Genomic DNA, 24192 nt, shown 5'->3' with positions numbered 1-24192 from the left:
CGCCCAAGCCGATACAACATCCGCACCCATCCCGAACCACAGAAGGAGCACCTCATGGCCGGTCAACTTCGCCATATGCTGCGTGACGACGACATCAACCATGCCGAACAGAAGCAGATTCTGGAACTCGGCATGAAATTCCGCGAGAACCGCTTCTACCGTCAGCCGTTCGCCGGCCCCCAGGCCGTCGCCGTGCTGTTCGACAAGCCCTCCACCCGCACCCGTTCCAGCTTCTCCATCGGCGTGGCGGAACTCGGCGGGTATCCGCTGGTCATCGACAAGTCCGGTTCCCAGCTGGGCCGCGGCGAGCCGGTCGCCGACACTGCGCGAGTGCTCACCAGCATGGCCTACAGCATCGTCTGGCGAACGTTCGGTCAGGACCGCGTCGAAGAGATGGCGAAATACGCCACCTGCCCGGTCGTCAACGCGCTGACCGACCAGTTCCACCCCTGTCAGGTGCTCGCCGACCTGCTCACCATCGCGCAGCACCGTGGCGGTGTGGATGCTTTGCCGGGCAAGACCATCGCCTATCTCGGCGATTCGGCCAACAACATGGCCAACTCGTATCTGCTGGGCGGTGCCACCGCAGGCATGAACGTCCGCATCGCCGGTCCGTTCGGGTATCTTCCTGATCCCGCCATCGTCGCCGACGCGGAGCGGATCGCCGCCGAGAACGGCGGCTCCATCCTGGTCACCACCGATCCGCGGGAGGCGGTCGCCGACGCCGACTGCATCTTCACCGACACGTGGGTGTCGATGGGAGAGGAAGCCGAGTACGCCATCCGCTCCAAGCCGTTCCGGGATTATCAGGTGAACGACGAGCTCATGGCTCTGGCCAAGCCCGACGCGCTGTTCCAGCATTGCCTGCCGGCATACCGCGGCAAGGAGGTCACCGCGTCGGTGATCGACGGCCCGCAGTCCGTGGTGTGGGATGAGGCCGAGAACCGTCTGCACGCGCAGAAGGCGCTGTTGACCTGGTTGATCGGGCAGCAGCGGGGCGACGAATCGCTGCTGGCCTAATGCTCGATGCCGTAGTATGCGGGTGGCTTGCAGGGTGCGCAGACGTTCGGCAAGCCACCGGAAAGGGCATAAATGAGTGAATCGACACCTCCCGTGCAGCGGCCGGCCACACGTGCCGCGCGATTGAGCGCCATCGAACAGGTGCTGCTCAAGCACATCGTCACGTCCCAGTCGCAACTGTCGGATCTGCTCTCTCAGGAGGGCATCGAGGTTACGCAGGCGACGCTCAGCCGAGATCTGGACGAGATCAACGCAATGAAGACGCGACTGTCCAACGGCAGCATCGCCTATACGATCGGCGACCGTCCGCTCAGGGAGTCGGTCGGCAGCGGCATCGGGTCCAAGGCCGAGCAGCAGATATCCCGCGTGCTCAGCGGCTTGGTCACATCGGTCGCGTCGGCCAAGAACCTGGTCGTCATCCACACGCCTTCGGGCGCGGCCCAGTATGTGGCGAGCGTCATCGACAAGCAACCCATCGACGGCGTGCTCGGCACCATCGCAGGCGATGACACGGTGATGGTGATATGCGCCGAGGATGACATCGCCTTCGAGCGCTCGCAGTGGCTGCTGACGCTCGCGTCGAAGAACTGAATCGCTCGGGAAGGGGCTCGTTTCAGTATTCGCCACACCGATTGCATAAATATACAGACATTCGTATATACTTGCAGCAGTTTGTTTTTGTAGAAAGGCATCCCATGGCAGACAACAACCGAATCGTACTCGCATATTCCGGTGGCCTTGACACCTCCGTGGCCATCCCGTACCTCAAGGATCGTACCGGCAAGGACGTCGTCGCGGTGTCCCTCGATGTCGGCCAGGGCGGCGAAAGCCTGGAGACCATCAAGAACCGTGCGCTCGCCTGCGGTGCCGTCGAGGCGTATGTGGTCGACGCCCGCAACGAGTTCGCCAACGAGTACTGCATGAAGGCCCTGAAGGCCAACGCCATGTACGAGGGCGTGTACCCGCTGGTCTCCGCCATCTCCCGTCCGCTGATCTCCAAGCACCTCGTGCGCGCCGCCCACCAGTTCGGCGCCGACACCATCTCTCACGGCTGCACCGGCAAGGGTAACGACCAGGTGCGTTTCGAGGTTTCCATCTCGTCCATCGACCCGACCCTGAGGGCAATCAGCCCGATTCGCGACCTGTCGTTGACCCGTGACGTCGAGATCGCGTTCGCCAAGGAGCACAAGCTGCCGATTACCCAGACTGAGAAGTCCCCGTACTCCATCGACCAGAACGTGTGGGGCCGCGCCATCGAGACCGGCTTCCTTGAGGATCCGTGGAACGGCCCGACCAAGGACTGCTACTCCTACACCGACGACCCGGCGTTCCCGCCCGTCGAGGACGAAGTGGTCATCGAGTTCAAGGAAGGCATTCCCGTCAAGATCGACGGCCGCGACGTCACCCCGCTGCAGGCCATCGAGGAGATGAACCGCCGCGCCGGCGCCCAGGGCATCGGCCGTATCGACTTGATCGAGGATCGTCTGGTCGGCATCAAGTCCCGCGAGCTGTACGAGGCCCCGGGCGCCGTTGCTCTGATTACCGCACACCAGGAGCTGGAGAACTGCTGCCTGGAGCGCGAACAGCACCGCATCAAGCGTGACATCGACAAGCGCTGGGGTGAGCTGGTGTACGATGCGCAGTGGTTCAGCCCCGCCACCCAGTCGCTCAACGCCTTCATCGAGGATACCCAGAAGTACGTCTCCGGCGAGATTCGCATGGTGCTGCACGGCGGTCGCGCCGTCGTCACCGGCCGTCGCTCCGACAGCTCACTGTACGACTACAACCTCGCCACCTACGACTCCGGCGACAGCTTCGACCAGAAGTCCTCCAACGGCTTCATCGACATCTACGGCCTGCCGTCCCGCGTGGCCGCCGCCCGCGACGTCAAGTTCGGCAACGGCATCGAGGTGCCGAAGAACACCGTCGAGTAATATCGACGAACGGCTCCCGCTGATTTGCAAGGCTCTTTTGCGCATATGCGCAGGGGAGCCTTTTGCCTTACTTGAGGACAACTGACATGACAGGGTTACACCCGCTTGGGAACAGCGTAAGTTGGGGGAACTTGAAAAAGATGCCACCCTTTACATGGGCAGAGGGAGGGTAATCTCCGCGAAGGATATGTCGAATACACCGGGAACATTTCCGGTGTATTCCTCCAGTGCTCTTGATAATGGACGCATGGGGGCTTACGGGAAGTACATGTTCAATCAGGAGCTAATCACCTGGTCGATTGATGGAGGAGGGGCTGTCTTTTACCGAAGAAAGCACCGTTTCTCGGTTACGAACGTATCAGGCTATATCGCAGTTAATCCAGAGAAGATAAACTGCAAGTTCCTTGCCTACGCGATGTCTCTTGCGCATTCTCGAATTAAATTTGACTACACGGTTAAAGCGCATCCGTCCGTAATACGGTCGCTTTATACGATGGGTATACCAATTTCGCTTCAAGAGCAGCAAGTCATCGGCTCCTTCTTCTCCCGTCTTGACGACCTCATCACCCTTCATCAGCGTAAGCGCGAAAGCCGCATCATCCGCGTGTGCTCATTCATATGGTTAGCTGGTGATATATCCGGCATCGGCGTAAGCGCATATCAACCAGAAAGAGAAGACCGTATGACCGAAGGCAACACCAACGCCGAAACGTTGTTCTGCGATTACTACGAGCAATGGATCAGCGTATACAAGGAAGGTGCAATTCGTGAAGTGACCATGAAGAAATACCGGCTCACGCAGGCATGGTTGGGTCGGCTCATTCCCGATCTCAAACTCGCCGACATGGATCGCGTGAACTATCAGAAGCTCATCAACGGCTACGCCGAACATCACGAGCGCCAGACGACGATGGATTTCCATCATCAATTGAAAGGAGCCATTCTTGACGCGGTCGACGAAGGGCTGATTCAGCGCGACCCGACTCGTAAGGCAATCATCAAGGGCAAGCCGCCATGCTCAAAGAAAACGAAGTATCTCAATCAGTTCGAGCTTCATGCGGTCCTTGCGGATCTCGAACTCGGCAAGGGACCAAGCTGGGATTGGCTGATACTGTTGGTGGCGAAAACCGGGTTACGGTTCTCGGAAGCTTTGGGACTCACACCCGACGACTTTGATTTCGTGCATCAGACCCTTTCGGTCAGTAAAACGTGGGATTACAAGAACGGCGGAGGATTCGTCCCCACCAAGAACGCATCCTCCGTACGAAAGGTGCAGCTCGATTGGCAGCTTATCATGCAGCTCTCAACGCTCCTGAAAGATTTGCCTGCGGGCGACCCCATTTTCGTGAATGGCAAGGTGTATAACTCCACCGCGAATAACATCCTCGCCAGGCATTGCGAACGGGCCAACGTTCCCGTGATTTCGATTCATGGGTTAAGGCACACCCATGCCTCGCTGTTGTTGTTTGCCGGCGTATCGATTGCCAGTGTGTCCAAGCGACTTGGTCATGCAAGCATGAACACCACACAGGACACTTATCTTCATGTCATCCGCGAACTTGAAAACAAGGATGTCGATATCGTGATGCGTGCCCTCTCCACCCTCATCTAACCATTTCAACCACTGCCGCTTACGCTGATGAAGGGTGATGAGGTCGTCAAGACGGGAGAAGAAGGAGCCGATGACTTGCTGCTCTTGAAGCGAAATTGGTATACCCATCGTATAAAGCGACCGTATTACGGACGGATGCGCTTTAACCGTGTAGTCAAATTTAATTCGAGAATGCGCAAGAGACATCGCGTAGGCAAGGAACTTGCAGTTTATCTTCTCTGGATTAACTGCGATATAGCCTGATACGTTCGTAACCGAGAAACGGTGCTTTCTTCGGTAAAAGACAGCCCCTCCTCCATCAATCGACCAGGTGATTAGCTCCTGATTGAACATGTACTTCCCGTAAGCCCCCATGCGTCCATTATCAAGAGCACTGGAGGAATACACCGGAAATGTTCCCGGTGTATTCGACATATCCTTCGCGGAGATTACCCTCCCTCTGCCCATGTAAAGGGTGGCATCTTTTTCAAGTTCCCCCAACTTACGCTGTTCCCAAGGGTCAGTAAAACCAGCAAAGCGAATTTCGGGTACAGACTCACCATCTTTCGGAAACATTTTTTCAAGCATCGATTTTTTGAACACGACGAGCTTGTCATACTTACGCTGATGAAGGGTGATGAGGTCATCGAGAGATCGCAATGTCATCCCGATTTGCTGCTGTTCCGTTTTTGAAGGAAGCATCAATTGATAATCTGCGTATTCCTGCGCATTGACACCAGGCTGCCCGGACCGCTGCGAGGTTATGGCAACATACTTCTTGTATGCATCGGTCAAGGTTGCCTGATAGGCGAATTCGGGGTCAGCGCCTTCGCCGATTCGGGCACGGATAAGGAATCCAGCAAAGTAGACCATTCCATCGAATTGCCTGTACAGATATGTTTTTCCTACACTCGCGCCTGTGCGAGCAAAGAGCAGATCGCTCTCTTTCAGTAAATAATCTGCACTCATTGCAAGGTCAGCTAACGGCGTCGTAAGATCGCTTTTCGAGAACTCATGGGTTTCGTCATCAATGTCGGTGATACGCAGATATTTATTTTGGCCATCGTATTCTGTTGCAGCAGCGTTCAAGCCGTAATCAAATGAAGACGCAACGTCTCCCAACTTACGCTGTTCCCAAGCGGGTGTATAATTAATGCATTTATACTGCGGTTTGAAAGCGTGGGATGCGATGACGTACTCCGATTTGATTGAACATGAGGCTGGTGAAACAGAGATACGCTCATATCTAGTAGACGGTGACGTGGTGCCAGTTACCATGCGCATTCCCGCTAACCTGCGGGATTCCGCCAAAGAAGCCGCGTCTCTGAGAGGAATGAGCTTCTCGGCGTTCGTAAGGACATGCATGATCAATGAGCTGGCGAAGGGCGGCAAGTAATTGATTGCGCTCACCGCCATGACCATACAAATAATTGACAACAATCCGGATGGTATCCGTATTTGCCGGGTGGACGGGGAATCGCTTGTCACTGTCGTGGTGCCCAGAGACATGTTAGGCGAGGCGAAGTGTCTTCCCGATCTGCCAGACCGCGGTGTGTATTACCTGCTTGATGAGGATCATGGTGTGCTGAGTCGTGTGTACGCGGGGCAAACCACGAGGGGACTTGTCAGACTTGATGCGCACAAGACCAAAAAGGAGTTCTGGAACAAAGCCATCATGTTCCTCGATAACGATGTCAATATCGACCGTGATGTTCTGGATTCGCTTGAGGCGAAGGCCATCGATTACGTGCGTGAACACGGCTCATATGAGACCGATAACGGGAATACTCCCGCTCCTCGCATGAACCCATACAAAGAGCAGCGGGTGGAGGACCTGCACGGCAGCATTCTTTTCCGCATGCGCGTGCTCGGATATGATCTCGACCGCAAGGAGACAACGCCGGTTGCAGTGAATACCGTGTTCCGCACCAAGAAGAATGGCGTGCGTGCGACTGGACGATACAACCGGGATACCGGCCGTTTCACGGTTCTTTCGGGCTCCGAGGTGGACCTTGGTCATGCGGTGATCAAAAATCAAGGAGCCGTGGCAGCTCGACGGCAGCTTTTCGCCGCGCAGACAGGCAAAGTGATTCTTGCGGACGATGTCGAGCTGTCCAGTCCCTCCTCCGCCGCTGTATTCGTTCTCGGCGGCAGCCAAAACGGGTGGATCGAATGGGTCAATGAGCAGGGGCAGACCCTTGATTATGTGTACAGAAGCAAGGAGCATATGAATGAATAAGCAGCAGCTCGCCGCCAAGATCTGGGAGTCGGCCAACAAAATGCGCTCGAAGATCGAAGCCAACGAATACAAGGATTACATCCTCGGCTTCATCTTCTACAAGTTCCTTTCCGAGACCGAAGTCACTCGTCTGCATGTTGATGGCATGGGGGACGAAGACCTCGAAGAATTGCGGGAGGATGATACCGAGACCGCGCAGTACGTGCGCGATCTGTGCGGCTACTTCATCTCCTACGATAACCTGTTCTCCACATGGGTGGCGAAGAAGGGGGATTTCGCCATCGCCAATGTGCGCGACGCGCTTTCCGCGTTCGACCGCAACATCGACCCTGCCCGCAAGCGCGTGTTCGCGGGCATCTTCGACACCTTGCAGACCGGCCTGTCCAAACTCGGCACCGATGAGAAAAGCCGCAGCAAGGCCGCACGTGACCTCATCTACCTCATCAAGGACATTCCGATGGACAGCCGGCAGGACTACGACACCCTCGGCTTCATCTATGAATACCTGATCAGCAATTTCGCCTCCAACGCGGGTAAGAAGGCCGGCGAGTTCTACACGCCGAGCGAGGTCTCACAGCTCATGAGCGAAATCGTGGCCTGGCATCTCGCCGGCCGTGAGGAAATCAACATCTATGACCCCACAAGCGGTTCGGGTTCGTTGCTCATCCACATCGGCCAGGCGGTGGCCCGTCGCAACGGCAACCCGAATGACATCAGGTATTACGCGCAGGAACTCAAGGAGAACACCTACAACCTCACGCGCATGAACCTTGTCATGCGCGGCATCCTGCCGGACAACATCGTGGCCCGCAACGGAGACACACTGAAAAGCGACTGGCCGTGGTTCGACACTGACGAGACCAAGGATGAGACCTATGAGCCGCTGTTCGTGGACGCTGTGGTCTCGAATCCTCCCTACTCCCAGAATTGGGAACCGCCGGAGGCCGGCGAGGATATCCGCTTCGAATACGGCATCGCGCCCAAGTCCAAGGCGGACTACGCCTTCCTGCTGCATGACCTCTACCATCTGCGCGACGACGGCATCATGACCATCGTATTGCCCCATGGCGTGCTGTTCCGTGGTGGTGAGGAAGGCACTATTCGCCGGAACCTAGTGGAGAACCACCACATTCAGGCCATCATCGGCTTGCCCGCGAACATCTTCTTCGGCACCGGCATCCCCACCATCGTGATGGTGCTGCGCAAACATCGTGACGACGATCATGTGCTCATCGTGGACGCTTCCAAATACTTCACCAAGGAAGGCAAGAACAACAAGCTGCGTGCGAGCGATATCAAACGCATCGTGGATGCGGTGACAGGGAATCGTGACGTCGATAAGTTCAGCCGCTTGGTGGGTATTGATGAGATTCGGCAGAACGACTATAACCTCAATATTCCTCGCTACGTGGATTCCTCCGACAATGCCGAGAGCTGGGATGTGTATTCCACTATGTTCGGCGGCATTCCTAAGCGGGACATCGATGCACTCAGCAAATATTGGACCGTGTTCCCCGGACTACGCCGGTGCCTTTTCGCGGAGGAGAACGGCCATTCGGCCAAGCTCGCCGTGCAAGACGTTCGTGAGGCGGTGAATGCCGACTCAGATGTGAAGGCATATATCCAGCGTTATCGTGAGGCGTTCATCGATTATCCGGCTTATATACGCGGTGAATTGGTGGGTAATGCCGCCAATGTGGGCATTGCCGCCGAAGAGGAGACTCTGGCAAATGATCTGCTGCGTCGTTTGGCTGGTATCCCTCTCGTAGATGCCTATACGGCATATCAGGTGCTTGACGATAGCTGGCAGAAGACCATCTCCACCGACCTTGAAACCATACAGAGCGAGGGCCATGACGCCGTTCGCAAAGTTGACGCCAACATGGTTGTTAAGAAGAAAGGCGGTAAGGATGTCGAAGTGCCGGATGGCTGGGCTGGACATATCCTGCCGTTCGATCTCGTACAGGGGAAATTACTTACCTCTGATCTTGCGGAAATTGCCACATTTGAATCTCGGCTGAGTGAGATTGGCGGCGAAATCGCTGACATTCTTGAAAATCTGGATGAGGATGACAAGAGTTCGACTGATGCCGTCAGCGAGGATGGAGATTCTTTCGTTGCCGCTGAATTGAAGAAAGCAGTGAAATCGATTGGGAAGAATCCCGAGACTGACTTTGACCGTGCTCTTGTGAGTGCACAGCGGTTGTTTGATGAAGAGCGTGAAGTCAAAAAGAACGTTAAGAATCTCCGTTCAGCGCTTGATGAAAAGACCCGGACCGTTATTGAAGGACTGAGCGATGAACATGCTGATGACTTGCTTGCTGCCAAGTGGGTGGAACCATTGCAGCGCAAGCTTGAGGAGCTCCCTCAGACGGCTGTTGATGAGTTGATTGCAGCGGTGAATGCGCTGAACGACAAGTATTCGACCACATACTCTGATGTGTGCGAACAGATCGAACAGGCTGAGGCAGAACTTGGCAATATGCTTGGTCAACTAACCGGCAATGAGTTCGATATGGCCGGTATTGCCGAGCTGAAGACCCTGTTGGGAGGTGAATGATGACTGAACAGGTAAAAGTTCCCGAAATTCGCTTTGCTGGTTTTACTGACCCTTGGGAACAGCGTAAGTTGAGTGAAGTAGCAACGTTTGGCGGCGGGCATACTCCGCCAATGGCAGATCCCGATAACTATGAAGATGGATACGTGCTGTGGGTTACGTCCCAAGACGTGAAATCTAATTATCTTGATAGAACTACGACTCAGATAACTGAGAAGGGCGCAAAAGAGTTGACTCTTTATCCTGCCGGATCTTTAGTAATGGTAACGAGGAGCGGGATTCTTCGCCATACCCTTCCGGTGGCTGAACTGCGCAAACCTTCAACTGTTAACCAGGATATTCGCGTCATTCTGCCCCAAGGCGAGTGCTGTGGAGAATGGCTACTTCAGTTCTTTATTTCGCATAACAAGGAATTGCTGCTTGAGTTTGGCAAGACTGGAACAACCGTAGAAAGTGTTGACTTTGGCAAGATCAAAGACATGCTTTTGTATATGCCAAGCACCGTCGAACAACAGCAAATTGGCGACTTCTTTGCTAAGCTCGACTCCCTCATCACCCTTCATCAGCGTAAGTTGGAATTGCTGCAGAATATCAAGAAATCCTTGCTTGACAAGATGTTTGTGTGAGGGGAGGTGGAGCAATGGAGACCTTCGATATCGTGAAGCTCGCCTCATATCGCGAGAATAACCGGATCGAGGCGAAAGCCGCAAAGGGCGGCCTCCCACGCAGCATGTGGGAGACCTATTCCGCCTTCGCCAACACCTACGGCGGCGTCATCCTGCTTGGCGTCAAGGAGCGCGAAGACGGTACCTTCGCGCCGATTGGACTTACACCAACTGAAGCGGAACATCTTCGCCAGGACTTTTGGAACACGGTCAGCAACCGGTCCAAGGTGAGCGCCGTGCTGCCCATCGAATCGGAAGTTGAAGTGCTCGAAGCGGATGGTGGGATGGTGCTGGCTATTCACGTTCCGCGCGCTCCGCGTGACGAACGCCCCGTGTATATCAATAATGATCTCTTCGGGGGAACCTACCGTCGGCGTGGTGAGGGCGACTACCGTTGCATGCGGCAGGAGATCTCAGCAATGCTCCGGGATCAGGGAGCTGAGACGATGGATTCCAAGGTGCTGGACGATCTCACTGTTGCCGACTTCAATACAGACACAGTGCGGGCATATCGCAATCGTTTCCGTGCGGTACGTCAGGGCAGTTCTTGGACCGATCTCGATGACGAGCGTTTTCTGCGTGCTGTTGGCGCGGCGGCGGTAAGCCGTGAGGATGGCAGGCTGCATCCCACGTTCGGCGGCCTGCTCATGTTCGGCAACGACTATGACATCGTGCGCGAATGCCCGCAGTATTATCTTGACTATCAGGAGACTCTGGACCCGGCGATTCGCTGGACCGATCGTGTCCATTCCGGCGATGGCATGTGGTCGGGCAACCTGTTCGATTTCTTCTTCCGCGTGAACCGCAAGCTTGCCGAATCCCTGAAGACTCCATTCAAGCTCGACGGCATTTTCCGCGTCGATGACACCCCCATGCATAAGGCGGTCCGTGAGGCGTTGGCCAACTGCTTGTTCAACGCCGATTACCATGGCGTACGCGGAGTGGTGGTCAGGCGCACCCCCGACAAGCTGGTGTTCGAGAATCCGGGTGATATCCGAACCGGCATTGAACAGATGCGCCTCGGCGGGGTGTCTGATCCGCGCAACGGTCTTGTCATGAAGATGTTCAGCCTAATCGATGTGGGCGAGCGAGCTGGTACGGGTGTCCCCGATGTGTTCGCCACATGGGCGAATGCAGGACTTCCTGAACCACGGATTGAAGAGAACTTCGGAGAAGCTGATCGCACGATACTCACGCTCATGTTGGAGGCGGATGCCAAGCCTGATAACAATGAGCAGATACCTGACGATTATGAGCAGATAAATAGTTCGAATGAGCAGATATCTGACGATTATGAGCAGATAAATAGTTCGAATGAGCAGATAACTGACAATAATGAGCAGTTAAATGGTTTGAATGAGCAGATAACCGAGAGACAGCGAGTCATTCTTCATTTTGTAGAGAAGAGCCCCAGCGCGACATACGATGATATGGCGCGTGCTGTGGGAGTCTCATCAGCGACTGTGCGAAGGGATGCTGAGATACTCATTGGGTGTGGATTGCTTAAGCGCGTCGGCTCGCGAAAGGCAGGACACTGGGAAGTTCGGGGAGAGAAGAATCATGATATTCGATAGCGAATCGGTGTTTGAGGAAAACGTCATCACCGTGCTTAAGCAGCATGGATGGAAGGACGGTGTCCTGCGCTATCCAACTGAGCGGGATTTGCTCGACAATTGGAAAGACATACTGTACCGCAACAACAACGACATAGACAGGCTTGGCAAATACCCGCTGACGGACGGGGAAATGGCACAGATAATCGAGCAGATCGAGACCCTGCGAACGCCGCTCGCGCTCAATTCGTTCGTCAACGGGCGTACCGTGTCTATCACGCGTGACAACAAAGAAGATGTGGCGCATTTCGGCAAGGAAGTCAGTCTCTACATCTATGACCGCAAGGAGATCGCGGGAGGCAAAAGCACCTACCAAATCGTTCAGCAACCGGTCTATCCAGCCAAGAACACGATGCTGAACTCGCGGCGCGGCGACCTCGTGCTCCTCATCAATGGCATGCCATTGATCCATATCGAGCTCAAGAAAAGCGGCATACCCGTCAGCCAAGCGACCAATCAGATCGAAAAATACGCGCACGAAGGCGTGTTCACCGGCCTGTTCCGTCTCGTGCAGATCTTCGTGGCCATGACCCCCGACGACGCCGTCTACTTCGCCAATCCCGGCGCGGACAAATTCAATCCAAGCTATTACTTCCATTGGGCGGACTACAACAACGAGCCTATCTGTGGCGGGCAACACCCAGGCAAAGACGAATGGAAGCTGTTCATCGGCGGCACTTCCGGCACCGCCGGCCTGCTGTCCATTCCCATGGCGCACCAGCTCATCGGCTTCTACACCATCGCTGATTCAGCGGATGGATGCCTTAAGGTGCTGCGCAGCTACCAGTACATCGCGGCAAACGCCATCTCCGATGTGGTGAGGAAATGTGATTGGGAACAGCGACCCTCCATGCCGGGACGACCCGGCGGCTATGTGTGGCACACCACCGGTTCAGGCAAGACCATGACCAGCTTCAAATCGGCTCAGCTCATTGCTGACTCGCATGACGCCGACAAGGTCGTGTTCCTCATGGACCGAATCGAACTGGGCACTCAATCATTGAAGGAGTACCGCAGCTTTGCCGACAGCGAGACGGAAGTGCAGGGCACGGAGAACACCGGTGTTTTGCGGGACAAACTCAACAGCACCGATGTCAACGACACCCTGATCGTCACCTCTATCCAGAAGATGAGCAACGTGAAAGCAGGGGAGCGGGCGTCACCCAGACATGGCTGGATCAACTTGCTGCACGACGCATCGTCTTCATCGTGGACGAATGCCATCGCTCCACCTTCGGCGACATGTTGCAAGTCATCCGCCGTTCCTTCCCCAACGCGCTGTTCTTCGGATTCACAGGCACACCCATTCTGGGCGAAAACCAGAAGAAGAACTCCACCACCGCCATGGTATTCGGCCGTTGCTTGCACCGGTACAGCATCGCCGACGGCATTCGTGACCATAATGTACTCGGATTCGATCCGTACATGGTGACCACGTACAAGGATTCTGAAGTCAGACGTGCCGTGGCTCTCGACAAGGCGAAAGCTGAGAGTACGGAAGATGCACTTGCTGACCCCATTAAAGCTAAGGTGTTTCAGCATTACATGGATAAATCCGAGGTCCCTATGGGGCCGATGGTTGATGGCGCTGGAAACCGTATCAGTGGCATCGAGGATTTCCTTGGACGAGACCAATATGGCATCGACTCACCGCATCCGAACATGGTGGTCTCGGACATTCTCGAACAGTTCCCGGTGCTCAGCCATGCGGGCAAATTCCATGCGATGCTCGCCACTAGCTCCATTCCTGAAGCTGTCAACTATTATCACTTGTTCAAGCAGCAAGCACCTAAGTTGCATGTAACGGCGTTGTTCGATCCCAACATCGACAACAACGAAGGAGCAACGGACAAAGAAGATGCGCTGACTGAAATCATCACCGATTACAACGAGGCGTTCGGCAAAGAGTTCATCATCCCCACATGGCCGGCGATGAAGAAGGACATTTCATCGCGTTTGTCGCACAAAAGCCCATATGGCAGCATATCGACGAACCGCAGCCAGCAGCTCGATTTGCTCATCGTCGTGGACCAGATGCTCACCGGATTTGACTCAAAATGGGTGAATACGCTGTATCTCGACAAGATCATCGACTACGAAAGCATCATCCAGGCGTTCAGCCGCACGAACCGCCTGTTCGGGCCGGACAAGCCGTTCGGAGTCATCCGCTACTACCGCAAGCCGCACACCATGTACGGCTTCATCGAAGCGGCGGTGAAACTGTACTCCGGCGACAGGCCGCTTGATTTGTTTGTGCAGAAACTGCCCGCGAACGTGAAATCCATGGATACACGGTACTTGGAGATTCTCGACGTGTTCACGGATAACGGGGAATCGGACCTCATGCAGCTGCCGGAATCGGTGGAGGCCAGACGCAAGTTCGCCAAGGAGTTCGTAGAGCTGAATCGTTACCTTGAAGCGGCGAAAGTGCAGGGTTTCGACTGGAACACCACGGAATACAAGGTCGATGGCACGGATGCCGACGATGCGGATGAGAACGATGGCGGGAACGGCGAACCTGATATCGTGCGTCCCCAAATTGACGAACGCACATATCTGATTCTCGCCCAGCGGTATAAGGAGCTGTTCGATGATGACAGCTGCACCGGAGAACCGGACGATGACGGGAGATGTGACCCCGAAGCGCCTTATGAGCTGGAAGGGTATCTCACCGAAATCGACACCGGACTGATCGACACCGACTACATGAATGCCAACTTCGTCAAATGGCTCAAGGCACTCAAGGAGGACAGTCCGGAGTTGGCGGAGATGTCCGCACAGCTGCACCGATCCTTCGCTGCGCTTTCGAGGGACGAACAACGACTTGCTGAGCTGTTCCTGCATGATGTGGAGCGTGGCGATGTGGAAGTCGAGGAAGGCATGACGCTGCGGGACTATATCACGCGCTATGCCAAACGAGAGAAAGATGAGCAGATCGACAAGCTCGTGGATCATCTCGGCGTTGACAGGTCGTTGCTTGAAGAACTTACCGTCAGATATATCAATGAGAAAAGTCTGAACGCATTCGGCCGATTCGACGCCCTGCGTGACACCATCGACGTGCCACGGGCGAAATCGTTCTTCGAGCGATGCATGAATGTGACGCTGCCGAATTTCAAAGTGAAAGTACAGGCATCGAAACTGTTGAAACAGTTCGTGCTCGAAGGCGGGTTCGACATCGACGAGGAGGTCTCGCACTGGCGATTCGCCCTCTGACGGTTTTGTAACGCTGTACGGTGCCATTCCTGCTGGTGCTTGTGTATATCTGGCCGCTCGACCGGAGAGCCGCCACGGGAATGTATCACAACGCTGATAGTCTGGCAGACAGTCGAAACCGCACGAATATGCCCATTCTCCAAGGAGTATCGCATGGCTGAAAACACCGAATACCTCGCCCTGTGGGGCGGCCGCTTCACTTCCGGACCGTCGCCCGAGCTGGCCCGTCTGTCGAAATCCACGCAGTTCGACTGGCGACTCGCCGATGACGACATCGCCGGTTCCCGCGCCCACGCGCGCGCCCTCGGCCGCGCAGGCCTGCTGACCGCCGATGAGCTCAGCCGCATGGAAGCCTCGCTTGACGAGCTGCAGCGCCGCGTCGACTCCGGTGCGTTTGCGCCCATCGAAGACGACGAGGACGAGGCCACCGCGCTGGAGCGCGGCCTGCTGGAGATCGCAGGCGACGAGCTCGGCGGCAAACTGCGCGCCGGCCGTTCCCGCAACGATCAGATCGCCTGCCTGATCCGCATGTGGCTGCGCCGCCACTCCCGCGTCATCGCAGGTCAGCTGCTTTCCCTCGCATCCGCGCTGATCGACCAGTCGGTCAAGGCCGGTGGCACCGTCATGCCTGGCCGCACCCACATGCAGCACGCCCAGCCCGTGCTGCTCGCGCATCAGCTCATGGCACACGTGTGGCCGCTGCTGCGTGACGTGCAGCGACTCGTGGATTGGGACAAGCGCATCGACGCCAGCCCGTACGGCTCCGGGGCGCTCGCCGGCAACACGCTCGGACTGGAGCCGGTCGCGGTCGCCCGAGAACTCGGTTTCGGCAAGGTTACCGAGAACTCCATCGACGGCACCGCCTCGCGCGATCTGGTGGCCGAATTCGCGTTCGTCGCCGCCATGGCCGGCGTCGACATCTCGCGTCTGAGCGAGGAGATCATCATCTGGAACACCCAGGAATTCGCGTTCGTGCGTCTCGATGACGCCTACTCCACCGGCTCCTCGATCATGCCGCAGAAGAAGAACCCCGACATCGCCGAGCTCGCCCGCGGCAAGTCCGGCCGTCTCATCGGCGACCTGACAGGCCTGCTCGCCACGCTCAAGGGCCTGCCCACCGCGTACGCCCGCGACCTGCAGGAAGACAAGGAGGCGGTCTTCGACCAGGTCGATACGCTGGAGGTGCTGCTGCCCGCCTTCACCGGTATGATCGCCACCATGAGCTTCGACCACGACCGTCTTGCGGCCGAAGCGCCGACCGGATTCGCGCTCGCCACGGACATCGCCGAATGGCTCGTCAAGAATGGTGTGCCGTTCCGTCACGCGCATGAGCTTTCCGGTGCATGCGTCAAGCTCGCCGAAGGCCGTGGCCAGGAGCTGTGGGATCTCACGGATGACGATTTCATCGGGATCTTCCGTGACTTCCTGCCCGCCGACAAGGCCCCGCAGGTGCGTGAGGTGCTGTCCACCGAAGGCTCTGTGTCCGCCCGCAACGGCAAGGGCGGCACGTCGCCGGCCCGTGTACGTGAACAGATCGCCTGCGCCAAGGCCACCGTCGACGCGCTGCGCGTGTTCGCCAACTCCGTGAGCGATGGTCCGGCCTACAAGTCCCCGAAGTCCCTGCGTTCCGTCACCGACTGACCGCCTCCACGTCCCCGCCAGCGCGCGCGGGCTCATCCTGAAGGATGAACCCGCGTGACAGGAGTCTGACCTAGAATCATGACTGGAAGAGACACAGGCATACGGAAGACGGATTCGGGCGAAGGGAAACAGTGTGCTGACGCGCAATCAGATTCGGTCGTTGGTCAACGAGCATGGGCACGACATCATCGTCCATGATCATATGCAGCATATCGAGCGCGGATGCTACCAGCATGGAGCGGTGACGACATTCGCGCATTCTATCCGCGTGGCGTGCCTCGCCGTGTGGATGGCCGACCGCCTGCATCTGTGGGACAAGGTCGATCTGCATTCGCTGGTCCGCGCGGCTCTGCTGCACGATTACTTCCTGTATGACTGGCATGACTGGGATGACGGCGCCCATAGGCTGCACGGGTTCACGCACGGGCAGGCTGCATTGCGCAACGCAGTGCGTGACTTCCGCCTCAACGCGATCGAACGTGACAGCATCGCATGCCACATGTTCCCCATGACGCTCAAGCCGCCGAGCTACATCGAAGGCTATCTGGTCACCATGGCCGACAAGATCAGTGCCACGCGGGAGACCTTCTCCCTGGAGCGGTTCTCCAAGCCGCAACTGGAGTCCGGTAAATCCCTCGCCGCAATCGAAAGCGGAGCATCCGCAGCGTCCGCGCACGACGGGCGGCACAAGCCCTCACGGAGCCGGGAGGTGCTGGCCTGATGCTGTTCGTGGAAAAACTGTTCCTGTGGTTCCTGTTCTACAGCTTCTGCGGATGGGTGTACGAGTCCATTCTCGTGTCCATCCTGGAGCGCCGGCCAGTCAACCGCGGATTCCTCAACGGCCCGTTGTGCCCGATTTACGGTGTGGGCGCGGTCGGCGCCGTCGTGGTGCTGGGACAGGTGCACAATCCCCTGGTGGTGTTCCTGCTTTCGATGGTCGGTGCCAGCATACTGGAATACGTCACATCCTGGGTCATGGAGGCGCTGTTTCATGCCCGCTGGTGGGACTACTCCGACTACAAATTCAATCTTAACGGGCGCATCTGCCTGCTGGGGGCGTTCGTGTTCGGCGTGGGCGGCGTGCTCATCACGTCGGTGATCCAGCCGCAGGTTGCAGGTGTCACCGACCGGCTGCCGCTGCCCGCCATCCACTGGCTGTGCGGGGTGCTGTTCGTGCTCACGCTGATCGACCTCGTCGTCACGGTGTGCGGCATCATGCATTTCGAGAACAGTCTCGACAATCTCATGGCCGCCATGACGCATTACGGAGACGCCATGAAGGTCGCCGTCAGCGATGTCACCGGCAAGATGAGCGAATCGTGGAAATCCGGCAAGGAGATGTCGTTCGACTTCATGATGCGGGTCAGGGACGCGGCGATGTCCATCTTCAACCGTCAGCAGCGTCGAATGATCGCCTCGTTCCCGAAACTGCGCACCGAACGCAACAACGATGTGCTGGAGCAGCTGCGCCGGATTCTCGAAAGCTTGTACCGTCACTGACGGCCGGATTCAAGCGACGAACCGGGGAGCATTCCCCGACGTTTCGCGGGCAGCCGTCCTGGCGCATGCTGTCGATATGTTCTGCGAGACTGATAGATGCACAATGCCCAGAATTTGATAGGGAGTACCAATATCCATGGCTCACGTCACCGATTTCAAAGAGGCCGGATTCGATTCCGTCCTTGAAGAACTGGAATGGCGCGGGTTGATTTCCCAGTCCACCGACAGGAAACAACTCGCCGAAGCGTTGAACGGGGAGCCGGTCACCTATTATTGCGGCTTCGACCCGACCGCGGCGTCGCTGCATATCGGCAATCTCGTGCAGCTGATCAACATGCGTCACCTTCAGGCCGCCGGGCATCATCCGATCGCCTTGGTCGGCGGCGCGACCGGTCTGATTGGCGACCCCCGCCAGTCGGGCGAGCGCACCCTCAACCCGAAGGACGTCGTCGCCGGCTGGGCCGAACGGCTCAAGCGGCAGATCGGCGGCATTCTGGAAACCTACGGCGACAATCCGGTGCGTTTCGTCTCCAATTACGACTGGACCGCGCAGATGTCCGTCATCGACTTCCTGCGCGACGTCGGCAAGAACTTCCGACTCGGCACCATGCTGGCCAAGGACACGGTCGCGCGTCGTCTGAACTCCGAGGAGGGCATCTCCTTCACGGAATTCAGCTACCAGGTGCTGCAGGGCAACGACTTCCTTCACCTGTTCGACGAGTACGGCTGCACGCTGGAAATCGGCGGATCCGACCAGTGGGGCAACCTGACCTCCGGCATGGACCTGATTCGCAAGGTGCGCGGCGTCACGGTGAACGTGTTCACCAGCCCGATCATCACCGACGCCACCGGAAAGAAATTCGGCAAATCCGAAGGCAACGCGGTGTGGCTCGATGCCACCATGCTCAGCCCGTACCGGTTCTACCAGTTCTGGTTCAACCGCCCCGATGTCGAGATGGAAGGCCTGCTCAAGGCGTTCACGTTCCTGCCAAAGGCCGAGATCGAACGACTCGCCGAAGAATCGCGCACCAATCCCGGCGCACGCGAAGCCCAGCGCACCCTCGCATGGGAAGTGACCAGCTTCGTGCATGGCGAGGCCGCGACGCAGGCGGCGATCGACGCGTCCGCAGCCCTGTTCGGGCGCGGCGGCGACCTTGCCTCCATCGACGAGGACACGCTTGAAGCCGCCATCGACGGACTCAAGATAGAGGACGAGTCCGGTGCCAAGACGTTCGCGTCCGTCGGCATCGACGACCGCATCACCGAGGCCGGGGTGAAGGCAGGCCTGTTCAAGTCTATTTCCGAGGCCCGCAAGACCATCAAGTCCGGTGGCGTGTATCTGAACAACAACCGTGTGACCGACGAAGAGCAGACGTTGGGCCAGGACGATTTCCTGCACGGTCGTTTCGCGCTCATCCGCCGCGGCAAGAAGGCGCTCGGCGTCGTCGAGAAGCACTGATTCATTCCTGCTCCCACTGGCGGGGAGCTGCCGGCTAGGGCCGGCTGGGGTGGTTGCGCCGGCATGGAGACCATCCCGCTCATCGTGGCATCGCATCGCAACAACAGACTTTGTATTAAGAAAGGCATACACGTATGGCAGAAGAACAGGGTCGCTCCGGCGGCAAATCATACGGCAACCGCGGTTACGGCTCCGGACGTTCCGGCGGTTACCGCAAGTCGGGCGGTTACCGCAAGGACGGCGACCGCGGCGGATTCCGGCGCGACGGCGAGCATGGCGGATACCGCGGCAAGGGCGGTTTCCACAAGGATGGGGAGCGCCGTGACTTCCACAAGGGTGGTTTCCGCAAGGATGGTGATCGTGGTGGTTTCCGTCGCGATGACCGTCGTGATGGTGACCGTCCGTTCCGTCGTGATGGTGAGCGCGGCGGTTTCCGTCGTGACGACCGTCGTGATGGTGATCGTCGTGATTTCCATCGCGGTCCGCGTCGTGATGGTGATCAGGGCGGGTTCCGCCGGGATGGCGGTTTCCACAAGGATGGGGAGCGCCGTGACTTCCACAAGGGTGGTTTCCGCAAGGATGGTGATCGTGGTGGTTTCCGTCGCGATGACCGCCGCGGCGGCGACAACCCGCGTTACCGTCGCGATGACCGCCGTGACTTCCATCGTGATGGCGATCGCCCGCGCTATCAGCGCGATGACCGCCGCGACGGCGAGCGTCGCGAGTTCTCCGACGAGGAGAAGCGCGAATATCGGGAGCAGAAGCGTCAGGACTATATGAACGGTCCCCGTCGCAATTCCGACGGCACGGTAAGCTACCCTTCGCAGAACCCCTATACGGATCGTCGTCCGAACGAGCCGAAGATGCCCAAGGGCATGGAATGGTCCATGCTGTCCAAGGAAGAGCGTGAACGCCTGCGCGGCCTGTCCAAGGAGCACGCCGAGAACATCGGCCTGCACATCCTCGCCGCCTATGCGCTGGAGGAGAAGGATCCCGAACTGGCCCTCGCCCACGCCAAGTGGGCTGCTCATCAGGCGTCGCGCATCGATTTCTCCCGTGAGACGCTTGCCTTCATCGCATACCGTCAGGGCGATTACAAGCTCGCCCTGCGTGAGTTCCGCACCGCGTACCGCATGAACGGCTTCCTCGACTACCTGCCGTTCATCGCCGACTGCGAACGCGGCAACGGCGATCCCAAGAAGGCCATCGAAGTGGTGCGCTCCGACGATGCCAAGGCGTTGCATGGCGAGGCGAAGGCCGAGATGTTCCTGGTCTATGCCGGTGCCCTCGCCGACCTCAAGATGTGGGACAAGGCCATCGAGATCGTCCACACGCTCGGACGTTCCAAAGGGCTGCCGGGCGAATACCGCATGCGTGCCGTGCAGGCCGAGCAGTACTTCCTCGACGAGTGCGGCCGTACCGAGCAGGCCGCCGCATTGGACGACCTGCTCGACCGTCTCGAAACCCAGTACGCCGAAGCCGATGAGGACGAGACCGTGGACGACGTGATTATCGATCACGACATGGAGCACTTCACCGATGACGAGCTCGACATGCTCGGCATCAGCGAGGACGACGCCCAGTTCGCGCCCGACGACTACGACGACATGTACGGCGGCTCCGAAGACGGATACGGCGACGAGTCGGACGATGCCGAATCGGATGACTCCGATGACTCAGCCGATGCCGAAGCCGGCCAGAACTCCGATGCCGAAGACGAGGCGTCCCTTGACGGCCCGCTGGCCGACGAGGAGGAGCTGACGGCCAAGGAGACCGAAGAAGGCGCCGAATCCTTCACCGACCCCGCCGACCAGAACGCCGATGACACCGGCGAAGCCGCTGATGAAGCCGAGGACGCGGAACCCGCCGAAGCCGACGATGCGCAGACGGACGAAGCGGAAGCTTTGGATGCCGCCGAACCGGCTGCGGAAGCGCAGGACGAGTGACGTGCATGAACGCCATGCTCAAATCCACCGACCGTCCCATATCTCAGACGTACCGGCTGGCGCTGCTCGATCTGGACGGCGTCGTCTACCGGGGCAAGAACCCGGTGGAACACGCCGCCGATTCCATCAGGGCGGCGCAGCGTGCGGGAATGCAGGTGGAATACACCACCAACAACTCCTCCCGTTTCCAGCGCGTCGTCGCCGAGCAGCTTCGAGGCTTCGGCCTTGACGTCGAACCGCGGCAGGTCATCACCTCGTCCGTGGTGGCCGCCCGCATGGTGGCCCGGCACGTTCCGGCCGGAGCGCGCATCCTCGTGCTGGGTGCCGAGCATCTGCGCGAGGAAGTGGCCGGTCAGGGACTCACCGTGGTAGACCATGCCGAGGACACCCCGGAGGCGGTCATCCAGGGATGGTATCCGGACATGACGTGGCAGCAGATGGCGGAGGTCTCGTACGCGGTGGAGCGGGGCGCGCTGTATCTCGTCACCAACCGCGACCTGACCATTCCCCGCGAGCTCGGCATCGCGCCGGGATGCGGTTCCATGATCCAGGCGGTCATCAACGCGACCGGCGCCGAGCCGATCGCATCCGCGGGCAAGCCCGAGTCTGCCATGTACGACGAGGCCCGACTGCTGGCCGCGGGAAACGAGACGGAGCCGGTCAGTCGTGAATCGTGCCTGGCGATAGGCGACCGTCTCGATACGGACATCGAGGCCGGCAACCGCGGCGGATACGATTCCCTCGCGGTGCTGACCGGCGTCACCAACCCGCATGAGCTGATGACGGCGCCGGCGCATCTGCGCCCGTCCTATATCGTCCGCGACCTGCGCGGACTGCAGGAGGCCCAGCCATCCACCGATGCGAGCGACGGCAACGTCTGGACGTGCGCCGACGCGACCGCCCGGCTGGAAGACGGCTCACTGACGGTGAGCGACGCGACCGACATCAACGCCCTGCGCGCGGCCTGCGCCGCTGCATGGACGTACGCCGACAACGGCGGGGACATCGGTTCGGTCTCATTGCCGGAATTCTCACTGTGATCATCGCCGCCCGCCGCAAGGCCGGCGGCGTTTTCCGTGACGTGCAGGGGCACATGAAACACTGGGCATAAGGAGCGGTCATGCCGGACGATATCACCGAACGTTACCCACAGCTCGCCGACCTTGACGGCAAAGACGACGACCAGCGCATCGAGGTCTTCCGCGACGTGCTCGGCCAACTGCAGCGCGAGCTCGACGAGAACCACTGAAAGACAAGGCCGATGGCAGGGAAACCACCGGATGTGAAAGGTGCAGGAATGGAACGTCTTGACGCGCTCATCGTCGGTCTGGGATTGGTGCCGAGCCGCTCCAAGGCACAGCGGCTGATCCGTGACGGCCATGTGCTGGTCGACGGGGTCGCCGTCACCAAACCGGCCGCGAACGTGGCCACCGCGTCCTCGATCACCGTCGACAAGGGCGACGACTACGTGTCTCGCGGCGCGTACAAGCTGATCGGCGCCTTCGACGAGTTCTCCGGTCGAGGCCTGCCTTCGCCGCGCGGCCTGCGCTGCCTGGACATCGGCGCCTCGACCGGCGGCTTCTGCGACGTGCTGCTGCGCAGGGGAGCCGCTCAGGTCATCGCCCTGGATGTGGGGCATGGTCAGCTCGATAGTCGTATCGCGCGCGACCCGCGCATCATCGAGATGAGCGGGGTCAACATCCGCGACGTGACCGCCGCGAATCTGCCGTATCGGCCGGACATGATCGTGTCGGACGTGTCCTTCATCTCCCTGACATACGTCATCCCGGTCATTGCGCGCATCGCCGCGCCCGGAGCCTCAGTGGTGCTGCTCGTCAAACCGCAGTTCGAAGTGGGCAAGGGCAATCTCGGCAAGAGCGGTATCGTGGAGGACCGGCATCTGCGCGATCAGGCGCTGGAGACGGTCGTCGATTGCGCGAACCAGCATGGGTTGACGGTTGCGGGAACCGCCCCGTCACCGATCGAGGGCACCCACGGGAACACGGAGTTCCTGCTGTTCGCCCGCATGGATGACATCGCTGCAAAGGCCGACTGAAAAACGCCGCATCGCGCGCGGATTCGTCGTTCGTGTCACGTATTGCGCAGATACACACGCTTGGCGGCGCCGGATACCAGCAATACGCTGGACGTGCTGTCCATGGCGAGCTTCGTGATGCACGAGGCGCGTTCCACATGCGATTCGTCAGTCAACCGTATGAAGACGCCCTGCATCAGGGTGCAGATGAGCCTGCTGACACGCAAATCGCCGCCGATGATTCGTCCGGCGTTGCTCGTCCGGGTGAATTCCGTCATGCCGCTGCGCCCGAACATGGCGCTTGACAGGGGAGTCATCCGCAGCCGTTCGGTGCGCAGCTCGTCCGCGTCCAACGTGCCCTGCATATCCAGGTATCTCGTGACGATGCATGAACGGTTGCGCAGCAGTCCGCGAACGGTCATGCCGCCAGGGCACATGACATCGCCCTGCACGATGATCTTGCCGGTGAAATCCAGAGCGGAGCAACGCAGGTCGCCTCCGACATGCAGTTCGCCATGCCCGCTGATTCTGTTGACATGCATGTCGCCGCGGCAGACCAGACGCCCCTCGCAATGCACGTTCCCGCCGTCGAGCCCCATCGCATCGAACGAGCCGCGGGCACGCAAACCGTCGAATCGCATGCCGGCATCGCAGGAGCAGCTGCCGTTCGCCGTCACGTTTTGATACGAGCCGTCGGGCACATGCCCGTCAACCATCGTGATATTGCCCATTGCGCCACCCTCGCCGCCGCCATGTCGTTACGTTGCGACGACTGT

General features: G+C 58.5%; 18 protein-coding genes and 3 pseudogenes. 19 read left to right on the top strand and 2 right to left on the bottom strand.

Annotation, left to right across the window (positions count from 1 at the left end):
* Positions 1-54: 54 nt before the first annotated feature.
* The 5 genes and pseudogenes from argF (at position 55) to MMB49_RS05715 (ending at position 4566) form a co-directional block, all read left to right on the top strand.
* Entirely contained in the window at positions 55-1020 is a 966-nt protein-coding gene (gene argF, locus MMB49_RS05735; RefSeq protein WP_003813521.1) for an ornithine carbamoyltransferase, read from the top strand.
* A gap of 72 nt (positions 1021-1092) precedes the next feature.
* Complete coding sequence (argR, locus tag MMB49_RS05730) at positions 1093-1611, top strand: arginine repressor (RefSeq protein WP_003817270.1); 519 nt, start codon at positions 1093-1095, stop codon at positions 1609-1611.
* 104 nt (positions 1612-1715) lie between these two features.
* Positions 1716-2954: an argininosuccinate synthase gene (locus MMB49_RS05725; RefSeq protein WP_003813515.1), complete on the top strand. Its 1239-nt coding sequence runs from the start codon at positions 1716-1718 to the stop codon at positions 2952-2954.
* Positions 2955-3072: 118 nt separating this feature from the next.
* Positions 3073-3531 (top strand): annotated as a pseudogene (locus tag MMB49_RS05720) (restriction endonuclease subunit S); the annotation flags it as partial.
* A 105-nt stretch (positions 3532-3636) separates the two neighbouring features.
* Positions 3637-4566 (top strand): site-specific integrase, encoded by a 930-nt coding sequence (locus tag MMB49_RS05715; RefSeq protein ID WP_047272344.1) that lies wholly within the window; start codon positions 3637-3639, stop codon positions 4564-4566.
* Between the two features lie 24 nt (positions 4567-4590).
* Here the strand turns inward: MMB49_RS05715 and MMB49_RS05710 are convergent.
* Positions 4591-5823, bottom strand: a pseudogene (locus tag MMB49_RS05710) (restriction endonuclease subunit S); the annotation flags it as partial.
* Here MMB49_RS05710 and MMB49_RS09500 point away from each other — a divergent pair.
* The 14 genes and pseudogenes from MMB49_RS09500 to MMB49_RS05645 all read left to right on the top strand — a co-directional run bounded on the left by MMB49_RS09500 (position 5735) and on the right by MMB49_RS05645 (position 23437).
* Entirely contained in the window at positions 5735-5941 is a 207-nt protein-coding gene (locus MMB49_RS09500; protein ID WP_003818347.1) for a YlcI/YnfO family protein, read from the top strand. The pseudogene MMB49_RS05710 and the gene MMB49_RS09500 overlap by 89 nt on opposite strands.
* 18 nt (positions 5942-5959) lie before the next feature.
* Complete coding sequence (locus MMB49_RS05705; RefSeq protein ID WP_232782763.1) at positions 5960-6784, top strand: GIY-YIG nuclease family protein; 825 nt, start codon at positions 5960-5962, stop codon at positions 6782-6784.
* Entirely contained in the window at positions 6777-9344 is a 2568-nt protein-coding gene (locus tag MMB49_RS05700; protein ID WP_047272339.1) for a type I restriction-modification system subunit M, read from the top strand. The genes MMB49_RS05705 and MMB49_RS05700 overlap by 8 nt, the downstream gene beginning before the upstream one ends.
* Entirely contained in the window at positions 9344-9967 is a 624-nt protein-coding gene (locus tag MMB49_RS05695; RefSeq protein WP_101357271.1) for a restriction endonuclease subunit S, read from the top strand. The genes MMB49_RS05700 and MMB49_RS05695 overlap by 1 nt, the downstream gene beginning before the upstream one ends.
* Positions 9968-9981: 14 nt before the next feature.
* Positions 9982-11580: an RNA-binding domain-containing protein gene (locus MMB49_RS05690; protein ID WP_047272338.1), complete on the top strand. Its 1599-nt coding sequence runs from the start codon at positions 9982-9984 to the stop codon at positions 11578-11580.
* A pseudogene (locus MMB49_RS05685) lies at positions 11567-14835 on the top strand (type I restriction endonuclease subunit R, EcoR124 family). The gene MMB49_RS05690 and the pseudogene MMB49_RS05685 overlap by 14 nt, the downstream one beginning before the upstream one ends.
* A 153-nt stretch (positions 14836-14988) precedes the next feature.
* The gene (argH, locus tag MMB49_RS05680; RefSeq protein ID WP_013363574.1) at positions 14989-16476 is read left to right on the top strand and encodes an argininosuccinate lyase; all 1488 of its coding nucleotides are present in this window, start codon (positions 14989-14991) and stop codon (positions 16474-16476) included.
* 133 nt (positions 16477-16609) lie between these two features.
* Complete coding sequence (locus MMB49_RS05675) at positions 16610-17197, top strand: HD domain-containing protein (protein WP_047272337.1); 588 nt, start codon at positions 16610-16612, stop codon at positions 17195-17197.
* Positions 17197-17976, top strand: a complete 780-nt coding sequence (locus tag MMB49_RS05670; RefSeq protein WP_047272335.1) for a putative ABC transporter permease — start codon at positions 17197-17199, stop codon at positions 17974-17976. Before MMB49_RS05675 ends, MMB49_RS05670 begins: the two co-directional genes overlap by 1 nt.
* 136 nt (positions 17977-18112) lie before the next feature.
* Entirely contained in the window at positions 18113-19435 is a 1323-nt protein-coding gene (gene tyrS, locus MMB49_RS05665; protein WP_003818368.1) for a tyrosine--tRNA ligase, read from the top strand.
* A 134-nt stretch (positions 19436-19569) separates the two neighbouring features.
* Complete coding sequence (locus MMB49_RS05660; RefSeq protein ID WP_047272334.1) at positions 19570-21381, top strand: tetratricopeptide repeat protein; 1812 nt, start codon at positions 19570-19572, stop codon at positions 21379-21381.
* A gap of 5 nt (positions 21382-21386) precedes the next feature.
* On the top strand, positions 21387-22421 hold the full coding sequence (locus MMB49_RS05655) for an HAD-IIA family hydrolase (protein ID WP_080829331.1): 1035 nt from the start codon (positions 21387-21389) through the stop codon (positions 22419-22421).
* Between the two features lie 80 nt (positions 22422-22501).
* Positions 22502-22630: a hypothetical protein gene (locus MMB49_RS05650; protein ID WP_003813489.1), complete on the top strand. Its 129-nt coding sequence runs from the start codon at positions 22502-22504 to the stop codon at positions 22628-22630.
* A 48-nt stretch (positions 22631-22678) separates the two neighbouring features.
* Positions 22679-23437, top strand: a complete 759-nt coding sequence (locus MMB49_RS05645) for a TlyA family RNA methyltransferase (RefSeq protein ID WP_047272332.1) — start codon at positions 22679-22681, stop codon at positions 23435-23437.
* A gap of 35 nt (positions 23438-23472) precedes the next feature.
* On the opposite strand, the gene MMB49_RS05640 is transcribed toward MMB49_RS05645, so the two are convergent.
* Positions 23473-24147, bottom strand: coding sequence for a hypothetical protein (locus MMB49_RS05640; RefSeq protein WP_047272330.1), 675 nt, complete (start codon positions 24145-24147; stop codon positions 23473-23475).
* Positions 24148-24192 lie beyond the last annotated feature (45 nt).

It is taken from the genome of Bifidobacterium sp. SKU (assembly GCF_026016405.1).
Lineage (GTDB): Bacteria > Actinomycetota > Actinomycetes > Actinomycetales > Bifidobacteriaceae > Bifidobacterium > Bifidobacterium bifidum.
This window is presented reverse-complemented; position numbering and strand designations above follow the sequence as displayed.

What these genes read in the sequence shown, in the direction of transcription:
- argF (WP_003813521.1), top strand. Translation starts at nt 55, where the DNA reads ATGGCCGGTCAACTTCGCCATATGCTGCGTGACGACGACATCAACCAT.
- argR (WP_003817270.1), top strand. Translation starts at nt 1,093, where the DNA reads ATGAGTGAATCGACACCTCCCGTGCAGCGGCCGGCCACACGTGCCGCG.
- MMB49_RS05725 (WP_003813515.1), top strand. Translation starts at nt 1,716, where the DNA reads ATGGCAGACAACAACCGAATCGTACTCGCATATTCCGGTGGCCTTGAC.
- MMB49_RS05715 (WP_047272344.1), top strand. Translation starts at nt 3,637, where the DNA reads ATGACCGAAGGCAACACCAACGCCGAAACGTTGTTCTGCGATTACTAC.
- MMB49_RS09500 (WP_003818347.1), top strand. Translation starts at nt 5,735, where the DNA reads ATGACGTACTCCGATTTGATTGAACATGAGGCTGGTGAAACAGAGATA.
- MMB49_RS05705 (WP_232782763.1), top strand. Translation starts at nt 5,960, where the DNA reads ATGACCATACAAATAATTGACAACAATCCGGATGGTATCCGTATTTGC.
- MMB49_RS05700 (WP_047272339.1), top strand. Translation starts at nt 6,777, where the DNA reads ATGAATAAGCAGCAGCTCGCCGCCAAGATCTGGGAGTCGGCCAACAAA.
- MMB49_RS05695 (WP_101357271.1), top strand. Translation starts at nt 9,344, where the DNA reads ATGACTGAACAGGTAAAAGTTCCCGAAATTCGCTTTGCTGGTTTTACT.
- MMB49_RS05690 (WP_047272338.1), top strand. Translation starts at nt 9,982, where the DNA reads ATGGAGACCTTCGATATCGTGAAGCTCGCCTCATATCGCGAGAATAAC.
- argH (WP_013363574.1), top strand. Translation starts at nt 14,989, where the DNA reads ATGGCTGAAAACACCGAATACCTCGCCCTGTGGGGCGGCCGCTTCACT.
- MMB49_RS05670 (WP_047272335.1), top strand. Translation starts at nt 17,197, where the DNA reads ATGCTGTTCGTGGAAAAACTGTTCCTGTGGTTCCTGTTCTACAGCTTC.
- tyrS (WP_003818368.1), top strand. Translation starts at nt 18,113, where the DNA reads ATGGCTCACGTCACCGATTTCAAAGAGGCCGGATTCGATTCCGTCCTT.
- MMB49_RS05660 (WP_047272334.1), top strand. Translation starts at nt 19,570, where the DNA reads ATGGCAGAAGAACAGGGTCGCTCCGGCGGCAAATCATACGGCAACCGC.
- MMB49_RS05655 (WP_080829331.1), top strand. Translation starts at nt 21,387, where the DNA reads ATGAACGCCATGCTCAAATCCACCGACCGTCCCATATCTCAGACGTAC.
- MMB49_RS05650 (WP_003813489.1), top strand. Translation starts at nt 22,502, where the DNA reads ATGCCGGACGATATCACCGAACGTTACCCACAGCTCGCCGACCTTGAC.
- MMB49_RS05645 (WP_047272332.1), top strand. Translation starts at nt 22,679, where the DNA reads ATGGAACGTCTTGACGCGCTCATCGTCGGTCTGGGATTGGTGCCGAGC.
- MMB49_RS05640 (WP_047272330.1), bottom strand. Translation starts at nt 24,147, where the DNA reads ATGGGCAATATCACGATGGTTGACGGGCATGTGCCCGACGGCTCGTAT.